This window comes from Pseudomonas sp. 2848, assembly GCF_003253945.1.
Classification (GTDB): domain Bacteria; phylum Pseudomonadota; class Gammaproteobacteria; order Pseudomonadales; family Pseudomonadaceae; genus Aquipseudomonas.
This window is the reverse complement of the sequence record NZ_QKZD01000006.1, coordinates 75,115-97,803: the sequence shown is the minus strand read 5'-3', so window position 1 is coordinate 97,803 and position 22,689 is coordinate 75,115. Positions and strand designations below refer to the sequence as shown.

Annotated in this window: 23 protein-coding genes; 11 read left to right on the top strand and 12 right to left on the bottom strand. The window is 63.9% G+C overall.

The genetic code is table 11. The features are described from left to right. Nucleotides 1-158: 158 nt before the first annotated feature. A complete protein-coding gene (gene hslO, locus DFS21_RS13500) occupies nucleotides 159-1,061 on the bottom strand; it encodes an Hsp33 family molecular chaperone HslO (RefSeq protein WP_110700172.1) in 903 nt (300 codons plus the stop codon). Between the two features lie 108 nt (nucleotides 1,062-1,169). On the opposite strand from hslO, the gene DFS21_RS13495 reads away from it, so the two are divergent. Then, complete coding sequence (locus tag DFS21_RS13495; protein WP_110700170.1) at nucleotides 1,170-1,970, top strand: phosphatase PAP2 family protein; 801 nt, start codon at nucleotides 1,170-1,172, stop codon at nucleotides 1,968-1,970. A gap of 30 nt (nucleotides 1,971-2,000) precedes the next feature. Here the strand turns inward: DFS21_RS13495 and DFS21_RS13490 are convergent, their stop codons facing one another. Further along, entirely contained in the window at nucleotides 2,001-2,402 is a 402-nt protein-coding gene (locus tag DFS21_RS13490; protein WP_038707163.1) for an RNA-binding S4 domain-containing protein, read from the bottom strand. A 109-nt stretch (nucleotides 2,403-2,511) separates the two neighbouring features. Here DFS21_RS13490 and DFS21_RS13485 point away from each other — a divergent pair, with 109 nt between their 5' ends. Further along, nucleotides 2,512-2,994, top strand: coding sequence for an ATP-dependent zinc protease (locus DFS21_RS13485; protein ID WP_110700168.1), 483 nt, complete (start codon nucleotides 2,512-2,514; stop codon nucleotides 2,992-2,994). Continuing rightward, nucleotides 2,991-3,896: a 30S ribosomal protein S6--L-glutamate ligase gene (gene rimK / locus DFS21_RS13480; RefSeq protein ID WP_046857513.1), complete on the top strand. Its 906-nt coding sequence runs from the start codon at nucleotides 2,991-2,993 to the stop codon at nucleotides 3,894-3,896. The genes DFS21_RS13485 and rimK overlap by 4 nt, the downstream gene beginning before the upstream one ends. A 30-nt stretch (nucleotides 3,897-3,926) precedes the next feature. Here the strand turns inward: rimK and DFS21_RS13475 are convergent, their stop codons facing one another. Together DFS21_RS13475 and ompR are read right to left on the bottom strand one after the other, a co-directional pair. After that, nucleotides 3,927-5,240, bottom strand: a complete 1,314-nt coding sequence (locus DFS21_RS13475) for an ATP-binding protein (RefSeq protein ID WP_102683459.1) — start codon at nucleotides 5,238-5,240, stop codon at nucleotides 3,927-3,929. Nucleotides 5,241-5,334: 94 nt separating this feature from the next. After that, on the bottom strand, nucleotides 5,335-6,075 hold the full coding sequence (gene ompR, locus DFS21_RS13470; protein ID WP_102683460.1) for a two-component system response regulator OmpR: 741 nt from the start codon (nucleotides 6,073-6,075) through the stop codon (nucleotides 5,335-5,337). A 229-nt stretch (nucleotides 6,076-6,304) separates the two neighbouring features. Here ompR and DFS21_RS13465 point away from each other — a divergent pair, with 229 nt between their 5' ends. From DFS21_RS13465 to DFS21_RS13450, 4 genes are all read left to right on the top strand, one after another. Further along, nucleotides 6,305-8,629 carry a Tex family protein gene (locus DFS21_RS13465; RefSeq protein WP_111532484.1) on the top strand — a complete coding sequence of 775 codons (2,325 nt, stop codon included), beginning with the start codon at nucleotides 6,305-6,307 and terminating at the stop codon, nucleotides 8,627-8,629. Next, nucleotides 8,629-9,012: a PaaI family thioesterase gene (locus DFS21_RS13460; protein WP_023630730.1), complete on the top strand. Its 384-nt coding sequence runs from the start codon at nucleotides 8,629-8,631 to the stop codon at nucleotides 9,010-9,012. Before DFS21_RS13465 ends, DFS21_RS13460 begins: the two co-directional genes overlap by 1 nt. Nucleotides 9,013-9,253: 241 nt before the next feature. Beyond that, nucleotides 9,254-10,831: a glutamate--cysteine ligase gene (gene gshA / locus DFS21_RS13455; protein WP_371926834.1), complete on the top strand. Its 1,578-nt coding sequence runs from the start codon at nucleotides 9,254-9,256 to the stop codon at nucleotides 10,829-10,831. Continuing rightward, a complete protein-coding gene (locus DFS21_RS13450) occupies nucleotides 10,831-11,457 on the top strand; it encodes a TetR/AcrR family transcriptional regulator (protein ID WP_110700160.1) in 627 nt (208 codons plus the stop codon). Before gshA ends, DFS21_RS13450 begins: the two co-directional genes overlap by 1 nt. Before the next feature lie 122 nt (nucleotides 11,458-11,579). Here DFS21_RS13450 and DFS21_RS13440 read toward each other — a convergent pair whose 3' ends face one another. From DFS21_RS13440 to DFS21_RS13405, 8 genes are all read right to left on the bottom strand, one after another. After that, nucleotides 11,580-11,795, bottom strand: a complete 216-nt coding sequence (locus DFS21_RS13440) for a molybdopterin-binding protein (protein ID WP_008095172.1) — start codon at nucleotides 11,793-11,795, stop codon at nucleotides 11,580-11,582. A gap of 30 nt (nucleotides 11,796-11,825) precedes the next feature. After that, nucleotides 11,826-12,638: an aliphatic sulfonates ABC transporter ATP-binding protein gene (gene ssuB / locus DFS21_RS13435; RefSeq protein WP_038707158.1), complete on the bottom strand. Its 813-nt coding sequence runs from the start codon at nucleotides 12,636-12,638 to the stop codon at nucleotides 11,826-11,828. Further along, nucleotides 12,638-13,435, bottom strand: coding sequence for an aliphatic sulfonate ABC transporter permease SsuC (ssuC, locus tag DFS21_RS13430; RefSeq protein ID WP_046857519.1), 798 nt, complete (start codon nucleotides 13,433-13,435; stop codon nucleotides 12,638-12,640). Before ssuC ends, ssuB begins: the two co-directional genes overlap by 1 nt. A gap of 11 nt (nucleotides 13,436-13,446) precedes the next feature. Further along, nucleotides 13,447-14,595, bottom strand: coding sequence for an FMNH2-dependent alkanesulfonate monooxygenase (ssuD, locus tag DFS21_RS13425; protein ID WP_038707156.1), 1,149 nt, complete (start codon nucleotides 14,593-14,595; stop codon nucleotides 13,447-13,449). A gap of 60 nt (nucleotides 14,596-14,655) precedes the next feature. Next, nucleotides 14,656-15,621 (bottom strand): sulfonate ABC transporter substrate-binding protein, encoded by a 966-nt coding sequence (locus tag DFS21_RS13420; RefSeq protein ID WP_111532481.1) that lies wholly within the window; start codon nucleotides 15,619-15,621, stop codon nucleotides 14,656-14,658. Nucleotides 15,622-15,716: 95 nt separating this feature from the next. Continuing rightward, on the bottom strand, nucleotides 15,717-16,310 hold the full coding sequence (gene ssuE, locus DFS21_RS13415) for an NADPH-dependent FMN reductase (RefSeq protein WP_104444633.1): 594 nt from the start codon (nucleotides 16,308-16,310) through the stop codon (nucleotides 15,717-15,719). 219 nt (nucleotides 16,311-16,529) lie between these two features. Beyond that, on the bottom strand, nucleotides 16,530-17,168 hold the full coding sequence (locus DFS21_RS13410) for a peroxiredoxin (protein ID WP_046857522.1): 639 nt from the start codon (nucleotides 17,166-17,168) through the stop codon (nucleotides 16,530-16,532). Between the two features lie 164 nt (nucleotides 17,169-17,332). Then, a complete protein-coding gene (locus DFS21_RS13405; protein ID WP_111532480.1) occupies nucleotides 17,333-18,661 on the bottom strand; it encodes an OprD family porin in 1,329 nt (442 codons plus the stop codon). A gap of 501 nt (nucleotides 18,662-19,162) precedes the next feature. Here DFS21_RS13405 and tauA point away from each other — a divergent pair. From tauA to tauD, 4 genes are read left to right on the top strand one after another with little or no spacing between them, the layout of a single operon-like run. Beyond that, a complete protein-coding gene (gene tauA, locus DFS21_RS13400) occupies nucleotides 19,163-20,134 on the top strand; it encodes a taurine ABC transporter substrate-binding protein (RefSeq protein ID WP_111532479.1) in 972 nt (323 codons plus the stop codon). Between the two features lie 13 nt (nucleotides 20,135-20,147). Continuing rightward, nucleotides 20,148-20,927, top strand: a complete 780-nt coding sequence (gene tauB, locus DFS21_RS13395; RefSeq protein WP_111532478.1) for a taurine ABC transporter ATP-binding subunit — start codon at nucleotides 20,148-20,150, stop codon at nucleotides 20,925-20,927. Continuing rightward, complete coding sequence (gene tauC / locus DFS21_RS13390) at nucleotides 20,924-21,763, top strand: taurine ABC transporter permease TauC (protein ID WP_110700150.1); 840 nt, start codon at nucleotides 20,924-20,926, stop codon at nucleotides 21,761-21,763. The genes tauB and tauC overlap by 4 nt, the downstream gene beginning before the upstream one ends. 48 nt (nucleotides 21,764-21,811) lie before the next feature. Next, nucleotides 21,812-22,645: a taurine dioxygenase gene (gene tauD, locus DFS21_RS13385; protein ID WP_111532477.1), complete on the top strand. Its 834-nt coding sequence runs from the start codon at nucleotides 21,812-21,814 to the stop codon at nucleotides 22,643-22,645. The last annotated feature ends 44 nt before the right edge of the window (nucleotides 22,646-22,689 follow it).

Here is a 22,689-nt window from a genome sequence, read left to right as displayed (position 1 = left end):
GGCCGAGTGCTCCAAACGTTTTGTAGTTGTCTCGAAAAAACTACTACAGCGAAAAAAGTGGCCGGATTATGCCAGAAAAGCCCAAAAAAAGTAGGCCCCTCCTGTCAGAACTGCGCTTTTGCGCAATTCGACAGGAGTATTTCCTGTAGTGAACCGTTTCAGTGCTGAGTTTCTGATGGCGCCTCGGTGCCACCGCCAGCAAACAATTGCGCAACATCGCTCGCGTCGAACACATAACGCTCGTTGCAGAACTGGCAATCGATCTCGACCTGGCCGCCACATTCGGCCACCAGCGCATTGGCATCCTGCTCGCCGAGGCTGACCAGGGCGTTGCCGGAGCGCTCGCGCGAGCAGCTGCAGCGGAAGCGTAGCGGCTGGATATCGAACAGGCGAACCGCGTCCTCGTGGTACAGGCGGTGCAGCACGGTTTCGTTGTCCAGGCCGAGCAGTTCCTCGATCTTCACGGTGTTGGCCAGAGCCTTGACGTGAGCCCAGCTTTCCTCGCGCTCCTCGCTGTCCTTGTGGATCTCGGCCGGCAGCTGCTGCACCAGCAGGCCACGGGCGCGGGCGCCATCGGCGGCCAGGGAGATGCAGGTGTTCACCTGCTGCGACATGACGAAGTAGTTGGTGAAGCACTCCGACAGGTCCTTGCCGTCCAGCTCGACGGTGCCCTGGTAACGCTGGCCGTTGACCGGAATGATGGTCAGCACCAGGTGACCACCCGGCATCAGATCGGCAAGGCTGGCATCCGCCTTGATCTGCTCGGCCTCGTAGCGCGCCAGGCCACGGATGTCGTGCTCGCTGGTGTACTCGATGGCTAGCAGCGGAACCGGGCCCTGGGACTGCGCCTGGAGCACCAGCAACCCGTCGAACTTCAGGGTGCCGACCAGCAGCGCGGCGGCGGCCATCAGTTCACCGAGCAGATGCTTTACCGGCTGCGGGTAGTCGTGCTTGGCCAGCACCTCGGCGTAGCTGCTTTCGAGCACGACCATCTCGCCGCGCACATCGCGGTCGTCGAACAGGAAGCGTTGGGTGAAATCGGTATCTGGCAAGTCGCTCATGGTTGTCTGGCTTTCTGAAAATGGTTACAAAATAATTACAGGAGACTGAAAGGTCTGTCGCAGCGCGCTCACAAGGCGCTCATTTCCTGCTGGATATCGAGGTATTTTATGGACAATCGACCACTGTTCCAAGCAAGGTGGTCCTGGGGCCCGTTGGCAGCCTGCACCCTGCTGCCCATCGCACTACTGTGTTTCTGGTTGTGGCCCGTTGGCCAGATCCTTTGCCTGACATTCGACGAGTGGCTGTTCCACAGCCTGAATGCGCCGCTGGCCAACAACACCCCCTGGCGCTACATCTGGACCGTCGGCAGCCTGCGCCCGTTCGACATCGTCGTCGGCCTGATCCTTCTGGCAGTGCTTATCCGTGGTGACTGGGTGTTCAAGGCAGCCCAGGTCCGCCAGGCCTTTTTCGGTTTTCTGGTCACGCTACTCCTCTTAGTGGTGATTCGCGCGCTGTTTTCCAAGTGGGTCGATGCAGCGGGGTGGCAACACAAGAGCCCGTCAATGATGTTCGACGATGTGGTGCACCTCAGTGACTACTACCCGAACCTGGAGGCGGCCTGGGAGCTCAAGGACCGCTCGAGCAAGAGTTTCCCGGGGGATCACGCCTCGGTGCTGCTGGTCTGGGCACTGTTCATGAGCCTGTTCAGTCGTCGCCCGTTGCAGTACTTGCTCGTGTGGGGGCTGGCCCTGCTGTTCATGCTGCCGCGCCTGGTGGCCGGCGCCCACTGGGGCCAGGATGACTACATCGGTGGTTTGCTGATGGCGGTGCTGGCGTTGGGCTGGAGCTGCTACACGCCGCTGGCGGCCAAAGGCAGCGCAGCGTTGCTGCGCTGGACGACACCGCTGTTCGACCTGCTGGGCACGTTGCCGTTGATCGGGCGGATGAGCGTGATTCGCGCCGCCTGATCGTTCACGGGGGCCGCTACGCGGCCCTCGTCACTCGAAACTGCCGTGCAACTGGTGAATCTGCCGGCGCTGCTTCTTGGTCGGCCGCCCGTCGGTGGTCACGCCCATTGCCCCTGCCTTGCGCATTTCAGCGGCCTGCTCGCGGCGCTTCACACTCTCGGCGGTTTCCTCGTACAACGTCTGTGCTTCGGGCGCGCCACGGCGCACCACCGACAATGCCCTGACCACCACGGTGCGCTCGTCGAAACCGGTGCGTAGCACGAACTCATCGCCCACCCGTGGCTCCTTGCCCGGCTTGCAGCGCTCGCCCCGGCAGTGCACCTTGCCACTTTCAATGGCCGCCTTGGCCAATGCGCGGGTCTTGTAGAAGCGCGCTGCCCACAGCCATTTGTCCAGGCGTACCTTGTCGTCGTCTTCAGGCTTTTGTGCCATGGTTTTTCCTCGAATTCTGTCTTTCACGGAACTGTACTACCGTGACTGACAGATGCAAAAAGTCCGTGCCGTCATTACAGTTCACCTCCTTATCCGCAGGGCACGCTTAGTGAAGACATTTGACCACCTGACTGTGATCGGCCTGCGCGAGTGGGTCGCCCTGCCCGGCCTCGGCGTCGCCGGCCTGCGCGCCAAGATCGACACCGGCGCCAGTACCTCCAGCCTGCACGCCACGGAGGTCGAGCCGTTCGAGCGCGATGGCCAGCAATGGGTACGCTTCACCGCTCACCTGGGCTCGGTGGTGCAACTGCGCCGCCGGCGCTGCGAAGCGCCCATGGTCACCATGAAGACGATCAAGAGCTCCAACGGCCATGCCCAGACCCGCTACGTGATCCGCACGCCCCTGGCGCTCGGTGACCGGGTCTGGGAGGTCGAGTTCACCCTGGCCTGCCGCAAGAGCATGCGCTATCGCCTGCTGCTCGGCTCGAAGGCGCTCATCCACGGCCAACTGGTAGTCAACCCCGGCCTCAAGTACGTTCAGGACAAACCGGCCTTCGCGGCCACCCTTTCCCCTGTCACAGGTGCTGCATGAAGATCGCTGTGCTGTCGCGCAATCCGCGTCTGTATTCCACCCGCCGCCTGGTCGAGGCCGGTACCCAGCGGGGCCACGAAGTGGTGGTGATCGACACGCTCCGGGCCTATATGAACATTGCCAGCCACAAGCCGCAGATCCACTACCGCGGCAAGCCCCTGGAAGGCTTCGACGCGGTCATACCGCGCATCGGCGCCTCGGTCACCTTCTATGGCTGCGCGGTGCTGCGCCAGTTCGAGATGATGGGCGTCTACCCGCTCAACGAATCGGTGGCCATCGCCCGCTCGCGGGACAAGCTGCGCTCGCTGCAATTGCTGTCGCGGCGCGGTATTGGCCTGCCGGTCACCGGCTTCGCCCACTCGCCGGACGACATCCCCGACCTGATCCAGATGGTCAACGGCGCGCCGCTGGTAATCAAGGTGCTCGAAGGCACACAGGGCATCGGCGTGGTGCTGTGCGAGACCACCAAGGCCGCCGAGTCGGTGATCGAGGCGTTCATGGGCCTGAAGCAGAACATCATGGTCCAGGAGTACATCAAGGAGGCCGGTGGCGCCGATATCCGCTGCTTCGTGGTCGGCGACAAGGTGATCGCCTCGATGAAGCGCCAGGCCAAGCCGGGCGAGTTCCGCTCCAACCTGCATCGCGGGGGCGTGGCCAGCCTGATCAAGATCACCCCTGAAGAACGCATGACCGCGATTCGCGCAGCAAAGGTGATGGGGCTGAGCGTGGCGGGTGTGGATATCCTGCGCTCGAATCATGGGCCGCTGGTGATGGAAGTGAACTCGTCGCCGGGCCTGGAGGGGATCGAGGTGACTACCGGCAAGGACGTGGCCGGGATGATCATCGAGCACCTGGAAAAGAACAGCGGGCCGAATCAGACGCGGACCAAGGGCAAGGGTTGATATTCCGGGGCCGCTTTGCGGCCCCGGCAATCACACGGCGTTACGCGGCAGCAACAACCCCAACGGTAACCGCACCCGCGCCTCGATCCCGCCACCGGAGCGGTTGCGCAACTCGACATTGCCGCCATGCTGCGCGGCGATACGCTTGACGATGGCCAGCCCCAGCCCGGTACCCTTGCCGCCCCGCGCCCGGTCGCCACGGATGAACGGGTTGAAGATGGTCTCCAGCTCCGACTCGTCGATGCCCGTCCCCCGATCCAGCACGCTGAGCACCACATAAGGCGCGCTCTGGTCACCCGACACATAGGCCGCTACCTCGACCCCCTTGCCGGCGTGATGCAGGGCGTTGCCGATCAGGTTGCCCAGCATGCGCTTGAGCGAGACACGGCGCAGCGGGAACGGTGGAATCGGCTCCAGGCACAGGCGCACCTGCTCCTTGTGCTGGTTGTAGGGGGCCACCACCTCGTAGATCAGGTCGTTCAGGTCGACCTCCTCCACCGGTTCGTCGCGCCCGTCGCGAATGAAGGCCAGGAACTGGTCGAGGATCGCGTCCATGTCCTCGATATCGCGGACCATGTCCTCGCTGAGGTCGCTTTCGTTGCCCATCAGCGACAGCGACAGCCGCAGCCGGGTCAGCGGCGTGCGCAAGTCGTGGGAAACGCCCGCCAGCATCAGCTCGCGTTCGCGCCCAGCCTGCTCGACATCTTCGGCCATCTGGTTGAACGCCCGATACACTTCGGTCATTTCGCTGGGTGTATCACTGATCGGCAAGCGCACGCTGCGCCCCTGGCCCAGCTGGCGGGCGGCGAACACCAGACGCTTGAGCGGCTGGTTGAGCTGGCGCACGAAGATCCAGGCCGAAGCCGTGGACAGCAAGCCGATGGCCAGGAACCAGCCAAGCACGTTCCAGATCTTCTGCCCGCGCAGCGGATGCGGATACAGCGGCACCTTGAGCCAGCCCGGGCCCAGGCTCGGGGCGTTCACCCACAGTGCGGGCGGCGCGTGGATACGCAACCGCACTTCGGTGTCCTCGCCCAGCTCGGCCTGCATCTGGCGCTGGTAGATCTCGCTGTAGGGCCAGTGCTGCTCGCCCTCCGGCACGCCGGCGCCGGTCACGCGGATCAGGCCGGCGGCCTCGGCAATCTGGTCGCGGTTCTCTTCATCCGCTGCCCAATAGGCACGCAGCGTCAGGGCCACGCCGTGGCTGTACTGGCGGTCGACCAGCACGTCCTCGTTCATCAGCAGGTACACGAGCGTCAGCGCCTTGGAGAACAGCACGACGATCAGCACCAGCCAGAGGGTGCGGGCGAAGAAGCTTTGCGGGAACCAGAGAGGCGTTTTCATCGATCAACTACTGTGCTGAAAAGGCCGGTCGCCGTAGACGAAAACAGGGCGACCCGCATGGGTCGCCCTGCTGCACCCTGACGAGCCGGCAGGCTCATTTGCCGGCGTTTCCGTCCGGCACGAAGACGTAGCCCACACCCCATACGGTCTGGATGTAACGCGGCTTGGAAGGATCGGGCTCGATCATCCGGCGCAGGCGCGAGATCTGCACGTCGATGGAACGCTCCAGGGCATCCCACTCACGGCCACGGGCCAGGTTCATCAGTTTGTCGCGGGTCAGCGGCTCGCGAGCATGCATCACCAGGGCCTTGAGCACGGCGAACTCGCCGGTGGTGAGCATGTGCGTTTCTTCACCGCGCTTGAGCTCGCGGGTGGCCAGCGACAATTCGTAGTCGCCAAAGGTGACGGTCTCTTCCTCGCTCCCCGGCGCGCCTGGCACAGCCGGGGCCTGGCGGCGCAGCACGGCCTTGACCCGGGCCACCAGCTCATCCGGGTTGAACGGCTTGGCCAGGTAGTCATCGGCACCAAGCTCCAGCCCCTTGATACGACTGAGCTCATCGCCCTTGGCGGTGAGCATGATGATCGGAATCTGGTTGTTCGAGGCGCGCAGGCGCTTGCACGCGGACAGGCCGTCCTCGCCAGGCAACATCAGGTCGAGCACCACCAGGTTGAACACTTCACGGGCCAGCAGGCGATCCATCTGTTCGACGTTGGGCACGCTGCGGACACGGAAGCCCTTGCTGGTGAAGAAACGGTCCAGCAGGCTGCTCAGGCCCGGATCGTCGTCGACGATGAGAATCTTGTCGCCTTCTACGGCGTTTGCGGTGCTGGTCATGAATTACTCCTCTGATATCGCCGCGCATTATGGCGTAGCCATTGCCGCGCGTGCCGTGTGCATTGTTAGCAGATTTTTCCCGCCGTGCCACTGTCGCCCCATCGACGACTGGCGCCGCGCCATCACCGCAAGCCCGGCCCGATGGGTATAATGCGCGGCTTTCACCCAGTGTCGCCGGGGCTGAACGCCCAACCGCGGCCTTGCATTCACTATTTGTCAGGTGGTTTTCATGGACAGCATCAACAGCCGTATCGCCGAGGAACTGGGCGTGCGCCCACAACAGGTCGAAGCGGCCGTGGGCCTGTTGGACGAAGGATCGACCGTGTCCTTCATCGCCCGTTACCGCAAGGAAGTGACCGGCAGCCTGGACGACACCCAATTGCGCCACCTGGAAGAGCGCCTGCGCTACCTGCGCGAGCTCGACGAGCGCCGTGCCAGCATCCTGGCCAGCATCGAGGAGCAGGGCAAGCTGACTCCGGAGCTGGCCCGCGAGATCAAGCTCGCCGACACCAAGACCCGCCTCGAAGACCTCTACCTGCCGTACAAGCAGAAGCGCCGCACCAAGGGCCAGATCGCCCTGGAAGCCGGCCTGGGCGAGCTGGCCGACGGGCTGTTCAACGACCCGCAACTGAACCCGGAAGCCGAAGCCGCGCGCTTCGTCGACGCGGACAAGGGCGTGGCTGACGCCAAGGCTGCCCTGGAAGGCGCCAAGTACATCCTCATGGAGCGCTTCGCCGAAGACGCCGGCCTGCTGGACAAGCTGCGCAACTTCCTCAAGCAGGAAGCGGTACTGACCGCCCGCGTGGTCGCTGGCAAGGAAGAGGAAGGCGCCAAGTTCCGCGACTACTTCGCCCACGACGAACTGCTGCGCACCGCGCCGTCGCACCGTGCCCTGGCGATCTTCCGCGGGCGCAACGAAGGCGTGCTGAGCGCCTCGCTGAAGGTCGGCGAAGAACTGCCGGGCACCCTGCACCCGTGCGAGGTGATGATCGGCAACCATGTCGGCATCGAAAACCGCAACCGCCCCGCCGACAAGTGGCTGGGCGAGGTGGTGCGCTGGACCTGGAAGGTCAAGCTCTACACCCACCTGGAAACCGACCTGTTCGGCGAGCTGCGCGACAACGCCGAAGGCGAGGCGATCAACGTCTTCGCCCACAACCTGCACGACCTGCTGCTGGCCGCCCCGGCCGGCCCGCGCGCCACCCTGGGCTTCGACCCGGGCCTGCGCACCGGCTGCAAGATTGCCGTGGTCGACGCCACCGGCAAGCTGCTGGACTACACCACGGTCTACCCGCACGCGCCCAAGAATGACTGGGACCGCACCATCTCCATCATGGCCGCGCTGTGCGCCAAGCACTCGGTGGAGCTGATCGCCATCGGCAACGGCACCGCCAGCCGCGAGAGCGACAAGCTGGTGGCGGAGCTGGTGAAGAAGTACCCGGCACTGAAGATCACCAAGATTATGGTTTCCGAGGCTGGCGCTTCGGTGTACTCGGCCTCTGAACTGGCCGCCCGCGAGTTCCCGGACCTGGACGTGTCGATCCGCGGCGCGGTGTCCATCGCCCGACGTCTGCAGGACCCGCTGGCCGAACTGGTGAAGATCGACCCGAAATCCATCGGTGTCGGCCAGTACCAGCACGACGTGTCGCAGGTGAAACTGGCCCGTGGCCTGGACGCCGTGGTCGAGGACTGCGTGAACGCCGTGGGCGTGGACGTCAACACCGCCTCGGTGGCGCTGCTGACGCGCATTTCCGGCCTCAATGCCACCCTGGCGCAGAATATCGTCGCCCACCGCGACGCCAACGGCCCGTTCGCCACCCGCGCCGCGCTGAAAAAGGTCAGCCGCCTGGGCGAGAAAACCTTCGAGCAGGCCGCCGGCTTCCTGCGCGTGATGAACGGCGACAACCCGCTGGACGCCTCGGCGGTGCACCCGGAAGCCTACCCACTGGTGCAGCGCATCGCCGCCGACACCGACCGCGACATCCGCTCGCTGATCGGCGACAGCAGCTTCCTCAAGCGCCTGGACCCGAAGAAATTCACCGACGAGTCCTTCGGCCTGCCGACCGTCACCGACATCCTCCAGGAACTCGACAAGCCAGGTCGCGACCCGCGTCCGGAGTTCAAGACTGCCACCTTCCAGGACGGCGTCGAGGACCTGAAGGACCTGGAACCCGGCATGATCCTCGAAGGCGTGGTGACCAACGTCACCAACTTCGGTGCTTTCGTCGACATCGGCGTGCACCAGGATGGCCTGGTACACATCTCGGCGCTGTCGGAGAAGTTCGTCAAGGATCCGCGTGAAGCGGTCAAGGCCGGCGACGTGGTCAAGGTCAAGGTCATGGAAGTGGACATCCCGCGCAAGCGCGTCGGCCTGTCCATGCGCATGAGCGATACCCCGGGCGAGAAGGTCGAGGGCAACCGTGGCGGCAACCGCGGCAATGGCGGCAACCGCCAGCAGCAGGCGCCTCGCCAGCGCGAGACCGCCACCGCCGCGCCGGCCAACAACGCCATGGCGGCGCTGTTCGCCAACGCCAAGCAACTGAAGAAGAAGTGATGGAAGTACCGAAGGAGTACGTCGAAAGCGCCTTCAGCCAGCTCCTCGGCTGCCGCCTGCAACGCCTGGAAACGGGTGTTGCAGAAGTGGCCCTGGCGCTCGAGCCGCACCTGCGCAACCGTGGCCAGAAGCTGCACGGCGGGGCGATCTTCAGCCTGGTCGATATCAGCATGGGCCTGGCCTGCTCGGCCAGCCATGGCTTCGACCAGCAGAGCGTGACCATCGAATGCAAGATCAACTACATGCGCGCTGTCAGCGAGGGCGAGGTCGTGTGTACCGCCCGGGTGCTGCATGCGGGACGGCGCACCCTCGTGGTCGACGCCGACGTGCTCCAGGACGACAAGCTGGTGGCCAAGGCGCAGGGAACCTTCGCGGTTCTCTAGCTGACAAGCCCCGATCTGCGGTATTTTCGGCGTAATGCTGTACACCTGATCGCGGGGCAAGCCCGCTCCCACGAATGCTTCTACGTTTCGTGGGAGTGGGCTTGCCCCGCGATCAGACGCATACAGGCCAGCGACGGAACCGCGTAAACCAGGCGACAACGCCAGTTCCTTTCCCAACTACCCTTGTAGACCGTCATCTCTACCCCCATATTGGGGCGACTGACGCGTGAAGGAATCCATCTTGAGCGACCTCCTCAACCGCCGCCTGAGCCTGCTCGGCGACAATATCGACCTGCTCAAGCAGTGCCTGCACGGCATTGAGCGCGAATGCCTGCGCGTGACCAAAGAAGGTCGCCTGGCCCAGACCCCACACCCCGAAGCACTGGGTTCGGCGCTGACCAACGAGCAGATCACCACCGACTATTCCGAGTCGCTGCTGGAGTTCATCACCCCAGCCCTGGCGGACCCTGCCAAAGTGCTCGAAAGCCTCGAACAGACCCACCGCTTCGTCTACAGCAAGCTGGGCGACGAACTGCTGTGGAGCCCGTCGATGCCCTGCGCACTGCCGGCCGAAGAAGACATCCCGATCGCCGAGTACGGCAGCTCGAACATCGGCAAGCTCAAGCACGTGTACCGCAAGGGCCTGGCCCTGCGTTACGGCCGCACCATGCAATGCATCGCCGGCATCCATTACAACTTCTCGCTGCCCGAGGCGCTGTGGCCGCTGTTGCGCGATGCCGAAGGCGGCGAGCAGGACGACCGCGACTACCAGTCCTCGGCCTATATCGCGCTGATCCGCAACTTCCGCCGCTACAGCTGGCTGCTGATGTACCTGTTCGGCGCGTCCCCGGCCCTGGACAAAGGCTTCCTGCGCGGCCGCCCGCACCAGCTCGAAGAGCTTGACGCCGAAACACTGTACCTGCCCTATGCCACCAGCCTGCGCATGAGCGACCTGGGCTACCAGAGCAACGCCCAGGCGGGCCTGACGCCCTGCTACAACAACCTGGCCAGCTACACCGACAGCCTGCGCAAGGCCGTGGGCACGCCCTACCCGCCCTATGTCGAGGTCGGCACGCACGTCGATGGCGAGTGGGTGCAGTTGAACACCAACATCCTGCAGATCGAGAACGAGTACTACTCGAATATCCGCCCCAAGCGCGTCACTTACACCGGCGAGCGGCCGATCCAGGCCCTGACCTCGCGTGGCGTGCAATACGTGGAAGTGCGCTGCCTGGACATCAACCCGTTCCTGCCAGTGGGCATCGACCTGACCGAAGCCCGTTTCCTCGACGCCTTCCTGCTGTTCTGCGCCCTCGAAGAAAGCCCGCAACTGGACAACGGCGAGTGCGGCCAGTGCACCGACAACTTCCTCACCGTGGTCAAGGAAGGTCGGCGCCCGGGCCTGGAGCTGCGCCGTGACGGCCAGCCGGTCGCGTTGAAGCAATGGGCAAGCGAACTGATCGAGCGGATCGGCCAGCTGGCCGGGCTGCTCGATCGTGCCCAGGGTGGCAATGACCACGCCAAGGCCCTGGAGGTACAGCAGGCCAAGGTCGAAGACCCCGAGCTGACGCCATCGGCCCAGGTGCTGGCGCGCATGACCGAACACGACGAAACTTTCGTCCAGTTCTCCCTGCGCCAGAGCCGCCTGCACGCCGAGAGCTTCCGCGAGCAACCACTGAGCAGCGCGCAGCAACAGGCCTTCGAAACCCTTGCACGCGAATCGATCGCCAAGCAGTCCGAGCTGGAACAGGAAGAGGTCGGTGACTTCGACCTGTTCGTTGGCGCCTACCAGGCCAGCATCCTGGCAATCAGCAACTGATGAACCGCACCGCCACCCCGCGCAAGCCACGCGCCAGCAGCCAGGCCAGGATCGAAGCGATCCTGGCCGCGGCGCGCGAGCTGCTGGCAGGCCAAGGTGTGGCGGGGTTGTCGATCTACAGCGTGGCCGAACGGGCGCAGATCCCGCCATCGTCGGTGTATCACTTCTTCGCCAGCGTGCCGGCCTTGCTGGAGGCGCTGACCGCCGACGTGCATCGGGCTTTTCGCGAAGCCTTGAGCGCACCGATCGACAGCGCGGCGTTCAGCACCTGGCATGGCCTGTCGCGGCTGATCGAGCAGCGCATGCTCGACATCTACAACGAGGACGCCGCGGCGCGGCAGCTGATCCTCGCCCAGCATGGTTTGAGCGAAGTGGTCCAGGCTGATCGCCAGCATGATCTGGAACTGGGCGAGTTGATGCACCAACTGTTCGACCGGCATTTTCAGTTGCCAGCGATGCCAGGAGATGTGCACGTGTTCGCCCTGGCGATGGAACTGAGCGATCGGGTGTATGCCCGCTCGATGCAGCTGCATGAGGCGATCACGCCACGCATGGCGGAGGAAGGGATGCGCGTGTTCGAGGCGTATCTGGGGCTGTATCTGCCGCCTTATCTGGCCAAGCGCTGACCCTGAGCCCTGCAAATATCCTGTAGGAGCGGCTTTAGCCGCAATGCAGCCAACGCGATGTCTGGCACCCGCTCCGCGGGTGATCGTGGCTAAAGCCGCCCCTAAAGGTACCGTGCAAGACTTCAGAGCTTGGCGATGGACACCTCGGTCGATTTCACGAAGGCGATCACCTCGCTGCCCACCTGCAACTCGAGCTCCTTCACGGAACGGGTGGTAATCACCGAAGTGACGATGCCAGAGGCGGTCTGCACGTCGATTTCCGAGAGTACCGGGCCTTCGAGAATTTCCTTCACGGTGCCTTTGAACTGGTTGCGAACGTTGATGGCTTTGATGGTCATGGCGTCATTCCTTTTTGCGGTTTCGGGGATTCAATGAGCCCAACGCAACTGCGTGGGCAACGGGGCGACAGGTTCCGGATCGGGCGGCGTGCCCGGGACGGAGAGAACACGGTTGAGCACTTCGCTTTCCAGCGCCGCCAAGCGGTGCGAACCCCGCACCCGGGGTCGCGGCAGGTCGATGACCAGGTCCAGGCCGACGGCGCCGTCTTCGATCAGGATCACCCGGTCGGCCACGGCGACGGCTTCGCTGACGTCGTGGGTGACCAGCAGCACGGTGAAACCGTGCTGGCGCCAAAGGCGCTCGATCAGTTGCTGCATCTCGATACGGGTCAGGGCGTCCAACGCGCCCAAGGGCTCATCCAGCAGCAGCAGACGCGGCTGATGAATGAGCGCCCGGGCCAGGGCCACCCGCTGTTTCTGGCCACCGGACAAGGCCGCCGGCCACTCATTGGCGCGATCGACCAGGCCGACCGCCTCCAGGGCTTCCAGGGCGCGTGGCCGCCAGTTGCCGGACAACCCCAGGCCGACGTTGTCGATCACCTTCTTCCAGGGCAGCAGGCGCGCGTCCTGGAACATCAGCCGGGTATCCTCGCGGGCCTCGGCAAGCGCCGCGGCGCCCGCCAGCAATTGGCCGCCGCTGGGCTGGTCGAGCCCGGCCAGCAGGCGCAGCAAGGTGCTTTTACCGCAACCACTGCGACCAACGATGGCGACAAACTGGCCAGCCGGAATGTGCAGGTCGATCCCGCGCAGCACTTCGCGCTGGCCGAACGTACGACGCAGGTCCCTGGCCGCCAGGGGGATACCACGCAGCAGGCGTGGCGGTTGTGCCTTGAGTACCGTCATCACGCGCCCTCCTTCTTCGCCACCTGGTAGGCCGGGTGCCAACGCAGCCACACACGCTCCAGGCCACGGGCGGCCAAGTCGGCCAGCTTGCCGAGCACCGCGTACAGGACGATGGCCAGCACCACCACGTCGGTCTGCAGGAATTCGCGGGCGTTCATCGCCAGATAGCCGATACCGGCATTGGCCGAGATGGTCTCGGCGACGATCAACGTCAGCCACATGAATCCCAGGGCGAAACGCACACCGACCAGGATCGAAGGCAGCGCCCCCGGCAGGATCACCTGACGGAACAGCGCGAAGCCCGACAGCCCGTAGCTGCGCGCCATCTCCACCAGCGCCGGATCGACATTGCGGATCCCGTGATAGGTGTTCAGGTAGATGGGGAACAGCGTCCCCAGGGCCACCAGGAAAATCTTTGCCGACTCGTCGATGCCGAACCACAGGATCACCAGCGGGATCAGCGCCAGGTGCGGCACGTTGCGGATCATCTGCACCGAACTGTCGAGCAGGCGCTCGCCCCAGTTCGACAGGCCGGTGATGAAGCCGAGCAACAGGCCGAGACTGCCGCCGATCACGAAGCCCAGGCCGGCACGCCAGCCGCTGATGGCCAGGTGGGTCCAGATCTGGCCACTGCGCACCAGCTCGACGCCGGCACTGACCACCGCGCTCGGCGCCGGCAGGATGCGGGTCGACAGCCAGCCTGCGCTGACCGCCAACTGCCATACCGCCAGCAGCAGGATCGGCAGGGCCCAGGGCGCCAGGCGCTTGGACCAGGTGGTGGTGGATGCACGACTCATGGCCCCGGCCCTCAGCTCTGCGACACGGACTTGGGCAGGATGTCGTTGGCGACCATTTCACCGAACGGGCTTACGTAGCCACCGGTTTTCGGCTGCTCCGGACGCTGCACGTCCAGATGCGGGAACAGCAGCTCGGCGACGCGGTACGACTCTTCGAGGTGTGGATAGCCCGAGAAGATGAAGGTATCGATGCCAAGATCGGCGTATTCCTTGACCCGCGCCGCGACGGTCGGGCCATCGCCCACCAGCGCGGTGCCGGCGCCACCCCGTACCAGGCCGACGCCGGCCCACAGGTTCGGCGCCACTTCGAGCTTGTCGCGCTTGCCACCGTGCAGCGCGGCCATGCGCTGCTGACCGACCGAGTCGAAGCGCGCCAGCGACGCCTGTGCGCGGGCGATGGTGTCGTCGTCCAGGTGCGAGATCAGCCTGTCGGCGGCAGCCCAGGCCTCCTCGTTGGTTTCCCGCACAATCACGTGCAAGCGAATGCCGAAGCGCACCTCACGGCCCTGGGCGGCCGCTTTCTCACGTACCGCAGCAATCTTCTCGGCCACCGCGGCCGGCGGCTCGCCCCAGGTCAGGTACAGCTCGACCTGTTCGGCGGCCAGGTCCTGGGCAGCGTCAGACGAGCCACCGAAGTACAGCGGTGGGCGCGGCTGCTGGATCGGCGGGTAGAGCAGCTTGGCGCCTTTCACCTGGATGTGCTTGCCGTCGTAGTCGACCGTTTCGCCTTCGAGCACCTTGCGCCAGATACGGGTGAATTCCACCGACGCCTCATAGCGTTCCTGGTGGTTCAGGTGCAGGCCATCACCGGCCAGTTCGTCCGGATCGCCACCGGTCACCAGGTTGAACAATGCACGGCCGTTGGACAGACGATCCAGGGTGGCGGCCTGGCGTGCAGCCACGGTCGGCGAGATGATCCCCGGGCGCAGGGCCACCAGGAACTTCAGGCGCTCGGTCACCGGGATCAGCGACGCCGCCACCAGCCAGGAGTCCTCGCAGGAACGTCCAGTGGGGATCAGCACGCCGCCGAAGCCCAGGCGGTCGGCGGCCTGGGCGATCTGGCTCAGGTAGCCGTGATCGACGGCACGGGCGCCTTCGCTGGTGCCCAGGTACTTGCCGTCACCATGGGTAGGGAGGAACCAGAAAATGTTAAGGCTCATTGGAGTTGTCTCCTCAAGGGTGGCTCATGCCGGGGCGACGCCCCGGCGCAGGCGAAACGTTCAAGGCGCACTGGCGACCTTGGCCGGGGGTGTCCAGATCACGTCCTTGATGCTCAAGGGCTTGGGAATCAGCTTCAGGGCCTGGAAGGTGTCGGCAATCTTCTGCTGTGCGGCGATCACTTCCGCGGTCAGCGGCGCGGCTCCGTAGCCTTGGCGCTTGACCGACGTCAGGGTGATGTCGGCGGGCAGGCCGAGCAGCGGCGCAACCTGGTCGGTGACCTGCTGCGGATTGGCCTGGGACCATTCGCCCACGGCGCGCACTTCTTCGACCAGGGTGTTGATCACCGCCGGGTGCTGGGTGGCATAGCTGCGGGTGGCGAGATAGAACTGATGGTTGTCGACCAGGTCCTTGCCGTCACGCAGGGTGCGTGCCTGCAGCTGTTGCTCGGCGGCGGCCTGGTACGGGTCCCAGATCACCCAGGCATCGACACTGCCGCGCTCGAAGGCGGCGCGGGCATCGGCCGGGGGCAGGTAGACGGGCTGGATATCGGTGTACTTGAGACCGGCGTCTTCAAGGGCACGCACCAGCAGGTAATGGACGTTGGAACCCTTGTTGAGGGCGACTTTCCTGCCCTTGAGTTCCTTCACAGACTGGATCGTCGACCCCTTCGGCACCAGGATCGCCTCGCTGTGCGGGGCTGGCGGCTCATAGGCGACGTAGAGCAGGTCGGCGCCCGCGGCCTGGGCGAACACCGGCGGCGTTTCGCCGGTCACGCCAAAGTCGATGGAGCCGACGTTGAGCCCCTCGAGCAGCTGTGGACCGCCGGGGAACTCGGTCCATTGCACGTCGATGCCCTGTTCCTTCAGGCGCTTTTCCAGCGAGCCCTTGGCCTTGAGCAGCACCAGGGTGCCGTATTTCTGGTAACCGATACGCAGGCTCTCGGCCTGGGCTTGGCTGATGGCGCCGAAGGACACAGCCGCCGCGAACAGGGCGACCAGACCACGACGCAAGAAGACTGTGCGCATGGCGCTCTCCTGTGCGAGTTGGGTTCGGGTAGCACCTGCTTGCCTCGTTGGCGGGCGAGTAAGGTGGGGACAGCGATGGAGCGGTCAAGCCTGGTTCAGATACTCCAGCGGGCACTGATCAGGCGTTCGTTGAGCACGCCGGGGGCGACAGGTTGGGGCCGGCGCGCCATGGCGCTGTGGAATGTTTCCAGCGAATCCTGCAGGCGCTGCTCCAGGGCAGCGGCCAGTTGCGCGGGCCTGGCGCCCTCACCGTAGGCAATCTGGCTGTCGTCGGCGAAGATCCCTTGCAGGGTCTCCTGCGCCTTGAGGGCCGACAGCACGGGCTTGAGCGCGTAGTCCACGGCCAACATGTGGGCGATGCTGCCACCGGTTGCGATCGGCAACACCACCTTGTGTTCCAGGGCCCGCTCGGGCAGCAGGTCGAGCAAGGTCTTCAAGGCCCCGGCGAAGGACGCCTTGTACACCGGGGTGGCCACCACCAGGCCGTCGGCCTGGGCTACAAGTTCGTTGAAGTGGCGCACCTGCGGGCTGTCGAAACGGGCATGCAGCAGATCTTCGGCGGGAAACTCACGCACCTGGAAGGTCACCACTTCGACGCCCCGCTCCTGCAGCCAGTCGCGCGAGCGTTCTAGCAGCACGCCGGAGCGTGAACGAAGACTGGGGCTACCACCGACAGAGACAACCAGCATTGAAAGCGCTTCCTTCGATTCGATTGCAGGGCCGCGAGGGGTTGTCCCCGCTGGATGTAACGACATTAACAGCTCGTCACATATACCTATAAATCATATTTTTTCATTTGTTTATTCCATTTATGAATTTATGATTTGTTGTAGTCACGCAATAAAAAAGGGCCGTCGAAACGGCCCGAAGATCCCTGCTTGGCTAAGAGCAATGCAACGAGGAATGCTTCAACGATTGGGTTGCGGGGTCAGCCGCAGATAGGGTTTCACCGCTCGATACCCTTTCGGGAAACGACGTTTGATTTCATCTTCGTCCTTGAGCGAAGGCACGATCACTACCTCATCGCCGTCCTGCCAGTTGCCCGGCGTGGCGACCTTGTAGTTGTCGGTCAGCTGCAGCGAATCGATCACCCGCAGGATCTCGTTGAAGTTGCGCCCGGTACTGGCCGGATAGGTAATGGTCAGGCGCACCTTCTTGTTCGGGTCGATGACGAACAGCGAGCGCACGGTCAGGGTGTCGCTGGCATTGGGGTGGATCAGGTCGTACAGGTCGGACACCTTGCGGTCGGCATCGGCGATGATCGGGAAGTTGACCACGGTGTTCTGGGTCTCGTTGATGTCGTCGATCCACTTGTGGTGCGAGTCCACCGGGTCCACCGACAGGGCGATGGCCTTGACCCCGCGCTTGGCGAAATCATCCTTGAGCTTGGCGGTCAGGCCCAGTTCGGTGGTGCACACCGGGGTGAAATCGGCCGGGTGGGAGAACAGCACGCCCCAGCTGTCGCCCAGCCATTCGTGGAAACGGATCTTGCCGGCGCTGGAATCCTGTTCGAAATCGGGGGCGATATCGCCGAGTTTGAGGCTCATGGAAGCGGCTCCTGTGCTGTGTCTGGCCTTGTGGGTTCAATGTGCCTGCTTCCGAATAAAAATAAAAAGAATATATATCGATTTATTTATAACTAGATTGCATACGGAATCGCAGACACAAAAAAGCCTCGCACTAGGCGAGGCTTTCTTTGTGCAGCTACGACTTACATGAAGGCGTAAGTGTAGTTGACGATGAAGCGAGTCTGGTCCTGGTCGGCTGCGGAACCCGAACCGGTACCACGGTAGACACCCTGGCGCAGGCTGAAGCCCAGGCCCTTGAGGGTACCTTCCTGCAGAACGTAGTCGACGCGAGCGTCACGTTCCCACTCGCTGAAGGTACCGTGGCCATTGGTGGCACGGCCATCTTCACCACGCAGGTAAGCAACCGATGCTTTCAGGCCCGGCACGCCCAGACGAGCGAAGTCGTAGGAGTACTGACCGAAGGTGGTGTTTTCACCGGCCTTGGCGAACTGGTTGATCATGCTGTCGGTGAACAGATAGAAGCTCGCGCCGCCAGCACCTTCGTCGACCAGGCTGCCTTGGTTCAGCCAGACGAAACCACCGTCATCGCTGACTTGCTGATGACCCAGCATCAGCGCATGGCCGCCAAGGGTATAAGTGAACATGGCCGACCAGGTCTTGTTGTCGACCTCGCCTGGGTTCTTGGCGTAACCGCCATTGTTCTTGAACTCGTAGCCCGCTTCACCGTTCTTGCCGTCATTGCTGCTCTTGAAGTAGCGCAGGTCGGTCTTGAACGACTGGTCATCAGCGATCTGGAACACGTGAGTCGCGCCCAGGAAGTGCTGCTTGTAGAAGTCTTCCAGGTTCGAGTAGTAGTACTGCAGGGTCAGGTCCTTGGTGACCTTCCAGTCAGCACCGGCGTAGCGGAACTTGTTGCTTTCCTGGGTAGCGCCCTGCACCGACAGACCGGTACGGTTGCTCGACGCACGGCCCATCGCATGGGTCAATTGACCGGCGTTGATGGTCAGGTTGTCGATCTCTTTCGAAGAGATGGTGCCACCTTCAAAGGTTTGTGGCAGCAGACGACCATCGTTGGACACGAGGATTGGCAGGTTAGGTGCCAGTGCGCTACCGAAGTGCGCCTCGGTCTTGGAGAAACGAGCCTTTGCATTGGCGCCCAGACGTGCCCACTGCTTCTCGGCAGAGCCGTCGGAGTCACTAGGGAAGAAGCTGCTGCCGTTCTGGTGGTAGCCCTTGCCGCCATCCAGGTGAATACCCCACAGGGCTTGAGCGTCCACACCAAAGCCAACGGTGCCTTGGGTAAAGCCGGAGATGTAGTCAAGCTTGAAACCTTGACCGGACTCACGAACGTCAGGACGTGGCTTGCTACCAGGCGCTTCACGGTTGTCGTTGTTGAAGTACATGGTGCGCGAGCTCAGGGACAGCTTGCTGTCCTCTACGAAACCTGCAGCGCCTGCTTGTTGGGCGAGAACCCCCAGTGCCACGGCCAGAGCCAGGCTGGACTTGTACATGTTTTGCTCCTCTACGTTCTAATTTTTGTGCGTCTCAAGCGGCGGAGTCTGCTGCCCCACTCACCCGGATTGGCGATTTAGCACCAAAGCGTGACCGCCAAGTCAATCGCTAACGATCGATTCGCGACTTTGGTCTAACCCGTCGATCTGCGCTACAGGATAATGACAATCCTATAAATCCAAAATGACCGTTTTATGAATCTGTAAGATTTTTACGGAATAACATCGGAACCATTCCTACAAATCGTTGTATCGACGCCGTCAATCATACCTTTAGGTTATGTGCAAACGTTTGCAGAGGTGGCGACCGACGGCCTCCCGTCGGAACCGATCAAGCCTAGCTGGCTTGGCAGATTCCGCCACCGGTACCGCCGCCCCATACGGGCGGGGGTCAGAGCAATTGGCTTTTAAGCTAATTCTAAAAAGTTATTTATTTCATATTTCTTAGATCATCTAGTCTTCTCGCCATCTATCCCCGAATGCCTGACGAGAGGTTCAACCATGATCCCGCATGCTCCGCTGCGCCTGTTCGCCGCCCTGACCCTCGCCAGTGCCAGCTGGCTGGCCCAGGCCGCCGACCTGACCGTTGCCTACCAGACCACCGTCGACCCGGCCAAGGTGGCCCAGGTCGATGGCACCTATGAAAAGGACAGCAAGGCCAGCATCGACTGGCGCAAGTTCGACAACGGCGCCGATGTGATCACCGCCGTTGCCTCGGGCGACGTGCAGATTGGCTACCTCGGCTCCAGCCCGCTGGCCGCCGCCGCCACCCGCAAATTGCCTGTGGAAACCTTCCTGATCGCCACCCAGATCGGCGCCGGTGAAGCCCTGGTCGCCCGCGACAGCATCAAGACCCCCCAGGACCTGGTGGGCAAGAAAGTCGCCGTGCCGTTCGTTTCCACCGGCCACTACAGCCTGTTGGCCGCGCTGAAGAGCTGGAACATCGACCCGTCGAAAGTGCAGATCCTCAACCTCGCGCCACCGGCGATCATCGCTGCCTGGAAACGCGGCGACATCGACGCCACCTACGTCTGGGACCCGGCCCTGGGCGTGGCCAAGGAGAACGGCAAGGTGCTGATCACCTCCGGCGAGCTGGCCGAGAAAGGCGCGCCGACCTTCGACGCCTGGATCGTGCGCAAGGACTTCGCCGCCAAGCACCCGGAGATCGTCAAGTCGTTCGCCAAAGTCACCCTCGACGCCTATGCCGACTACCGCAAGGACCCGCAAGCCTGGCTGGCCGACAAGGACAACGTCGCCAAGCTGGTCAAGCTGTCTGGCGCCAAGCCCGCCGATATTCCGGTGCTGCTGCAGGGCAACGTCTACCCACTGGCCGCCGACCAGGCCAATGCCCTTGGCGCACCGACCACCCAGGCGCTGACCGACACCGCCACCTTCCTCAAGCAGCAGGGCAAGGTTGATGCCGTGCTGCCGGACTACACGCCCTACGTCAGCGCCCAGTACCTGCCCAACTGATCCGGAGCCCGTCATGGCCTTGCTCGAGCTGGAGCGCATCAGCGCACAGTACCCCGGCGCCACCACCCCGGTGCTGGCCGATATCAACCTGAGCCTGGGTCCGCGCCAGCTGCTGGTGGCCCTCGGGCCTTCCGGCAGCGGCAAGACCTCGCTACTCAACCTGATCGCAGGCTTCGTCGCCCCCAGTGGCGGGCACATCACCCTCGATGGCGCACCGGTGCAAGGCCCGGGCGCCGAGCGCGGCGTGGTGTTCCAGGACGATGCGCTGCTGCCCTGGCAGGACGTGCTCGGCAACGTCGCCTTCGGCCTGGAGCTGACCGGCGTGCCGCGTGCGCAGCGTGAAGCCAAGGCGCGCGAGATGCTCACACTGGTCGACCTGGCCGGCTTCGGCGAGCGGCGTGTATGGCAATTGTCCGGCGGGCAGAAGCAGCGCGTGGGCCTTGCCCGGGCGCTGGCCGCCGACCCGCGGGTGCTGTTGATGGACGAACCGTTCGGCGCCCTCGATGCCTTTACCCGCGAACAGATGCAGGAGCTGCTGCTGCAGGTCTGGCAACGCACCGCCAAGCCAGTGTTCCTGATCACCCACGACATCGAGGAAGCGGTGTTCCTCGCCACCGAGCTGGTGCTCCTGGCGCCCAATCCGGGACGGGTGGTCGAGCGCCTGCAACTGGACTTCGGCCACCGCTACGCCGCTGGCGAGTCGGCCCGGGCGATCAAGTCCGATCCCCGTTTCATCGAAACCCGCGAGCACGTGCTGGCGCGGGTGTTCTCGCAACGTCAGGAGTCCGCATGAGCAGCATCGAATTGCCGGCCGCAGCCAAGCAGGCCCCCCGGACGCCACCTGTCGTGAAAACCCGCAAGCCCTTGCCGACCCGCTGGATCAGCGCCCTCACCCTGGCCTCCCTGCTGTTGGTATGGTGGCTGATTACCGCCGCCGGCTGGATCGAGCCGCTGTTCCTGCCCTCGCCCGCCGATATCCTGGCCAAGGGCTGGACGCTGCTCACCCAGGGCTACATGGACGCCAGCCTGTGGCAGCACCTGGGCGCCAGCCTGGGGCGCATCGGCCTGGCGCTGCTGTTCGCCACCCTGACCGCCATCCCGGTGGGCATCGCCATCGGCTACAGCCGCGTGGCCCGCGGCATCCTCGATCCGCTGATCGAATTCTACCGGCCGATTCCGCCGCTGGCCTACCTGCCACTGATCGTCATCTGGTGCGGCATAGGCGAGCTGTCGAAAGTCCTTTTGATCTACCTGGCAATCTTCGCCCCGATCGCCATCGCCACCGCCACAGGCGTGCGCACCGTCGACCCCGCCAAACTACGCGCCGCGCAGTCGCTGGGCGCCAGCAAAATCCAACTGATCCGCCACGTGATCCTGCCCAGCGCACTGCCCGACATCCTCACCGGCATCCGCATCGGCCTCGGTGTGGGCTGGTCGACACTGGTGGCCGCCGAGCTGATCGCCGCCACCAGTGGCCTGGGTTTCATGGTGCAGTCCGCCGCGCAGTTCCTGGTCACCGATGTGGTGGTCCTGGGGATTCTGCTGATCGCCCTGATCGCCTTCGCCCTGGAGATGGGCCTGCGCGCCCTGCAGCGCAAGCTGGTGCCCTGGCACGGCCAGAGCCATTGATCACCGAATGACCACGCCGGCAACCCGGCACCTGCAACGAGAAACCACATGAGCCTGACCGTTACCCCCTTGAGCCCGGCACTGGGCGCGCAGATCAGCGGCGTGGACATCAGCCGCGACATCACTGCCGAACAGCGTGACGCCATCGAGCAGGCGCTGCTCGAACACCAGGTGCTGTTCTTCCGCGATCAACCGATCACCCCCGAGCAGCAGGCGCGCTTCGCCGCCCGCTTCGGCGACCTGCATATCCACCCGATCTACCCCAATGTGCCGGAGACACCGCAGGTGTTGATCCTCGACACCGCAGTCACCGACGTGCGCGACAACGCCGTGTGGCACACCGACGTGACCTTCCTGCCGACCCCGGCGCTGGGCGCGGTGCTCAGTGCCAAGCAGCTGCCGGCCTATGGTGGCGATACCCTGTGGGCCAGCGGCATAGCTGCGTTCGAGGCGCTGTCGGCGCCACTGCGCGAGATGCTCGACGGCCTGACCGCCACCCATGACTTCACCAAGTCGTTCCCGCTGGAGCGTTTCGGCACCACGCCCGAGGACCTGGCACGCTGGGAGGCGACCCGGCGCAACAACCCGCCGCTGTCGCACCCGGTGGTACGCACCCACCCGGTCAGTGGACGCAAGGCATTGTTCGTCAATGAAGGGTTCACCACGCGGATCAACGAACTGAACGAACTGGAGAGCGAGGCGCTGCTCAAGCTGCTGTTCGCCCATGCGACGCGGCCAGAGTTCAGCATTCGCTGGCGTTGGCAGGAAAATGACGTGGCGTTCTGGGACAACCGCGTGACGCAGCACTTTGCGGTGGATGACTACCGCCCCAGCCGGCGGGTGATGCATCGGGCGACCATCCTGGGGGATGCGCCGTTCTGAAAGATCCGGGGAGGCCGTTGGCCTCCTTTCGCTGGCAGGCCAGC

Coding starts and splice junctions, on each gene's coding strand:
- hslO (WP_110700172.1), bottom strand. CDS start 1,061: ATGAGCGACTTGCCAGATACCGATTTCACCCAACGCTTCCTGTTCGAC.
- DFS21_RS13495 (WP_110700170.1), top strand. CDS start 1,170: ATGGACAATCGACCACTGTTCCAAGCAAGGTGGTCCTGGGGCCCGTTG.
- DFS21_RS13490 (WP_038707163.1), bottom strand. CDS start 2,402: ATGGCACAAAAGCCTGAAGACGACGACAAGGTACGCCTGGACAAATGG.
- rimK (WP_046857513.1), top strand. CDS start 2,991: ATGAAGATCGCTGTGCTGTCGCGCAATCCGCGTCTGTATTCCACCCGC.
- DFS21_RS13475 (WP_102683459.1), bottom strand. CDS start 5,240: ATGAAAACGCCTCTCTGGTTCCCGCAAAGCTTCTTCGCCCGCACCCTC.
- ompR (WP_102683460.1), bottom strand. CDS start 6,075: ATGACCAGCACCGCAAACGCCGTAGAAGGCGACAAGATTCTCATCGTC.
- DFS21_RS13465 (WP_111532484.1), top strand. CDS start 6,305: ATGGACAGCATCAACAGCCGTATCGCCGAGGAACTGGGCGTGCGCCCA.
- DFS21_RS13460 (WP_023630730.1), top strand. CDS start 8,629: ATGGAAGTACCGAAGGAGTACGTCGAAAGCGCCTTCAGCCAGCTCCTC.
- DFS21_RS13450 (WP_110700160.1), top strand. CDS start 10,831: ATGAACCGCACCGCCACCCCGCGCAAGCCACGCGCCAGCAGCCAGGCC.
- DFS21_RS13440 (WP_008095172.1), bottom strand. CDS start 11,795: ATGACCATCAAAGCCATCAACGTTCGCAACCAGTTCAAAGGCACCGTG.
- ssuB (WP_038707158.1), bottom strand. CDS start 12,638: ATGACGGTACTCAAGGCACAACCGCCACGCCTGCTGCGTGGTATCCCC.
- ssuC (WP_046857519.1), bottom strand. CDS start 13,435: ATGAGTCGTGCATCCACCACCACCTGGTCCAAGCGCCTGGCGCCCTGG.
- ssuD (WP_038707156.1), bottom strand. CDS start 14,595: ATGAGCCTTAACATTTTCTGGTTCCTCCCTACCCATGGTGACGGCAAG.
- DFS21_RS13420 (WP_111532481.1), bottom strand. CDS start 15,621: ATGCGCACAGTCTTCTTGCGTCGTGGTCTGGTCGCCCTGTTCGCGGCG.
- ssuE (WP_104444633.1), bottom strand. CDS start 16,310: ATGCTGGTTGTCTCTGTCGGTGGTAGCCCCAGTCTTCGTTCACGCTCC.
- DFS21_RS13410 (WP_046857522.1), bottom strand. CDS start 17,168: ATGAGCCTCAAACTCGGCGATATCGCCCCCGATTTCGAACAGGATTCC.
- DFS21_RS13405 (WP_111532480.1), bottom strand. CDS start 18,661: ATGTACAAGTCCAGCCTGGCTCTGGCCGTGGCACTGGGGGTTCTCGCC.
- tauA (WP_111532479.1), top strand. CDS start 19,163: ATGATCCCGCATGCTCCGCTGCGCCTGTTCGCCGCCCTGACCCTCGCC.
- tauB (WP_111532478.1), top strand. CDS start 20,148: ATGGCCTTGCTCGAGCTGGAGCGCATCAGCGCACAGTACCCCGGCGCC.
- tauC (WP_110700150.1), top strand. CDS start 20,924: ATGAGCAGCATCGAATTGCCGGCCGCAGCCAAGCAGGCCCCCCGGACG.
- tauD (WP_111532477.1), top strand. CDS start 21,812: ATGAGCCTGACCGTTACCCCCTTGAGCCCGGCACTGGGCGCGCAGATC.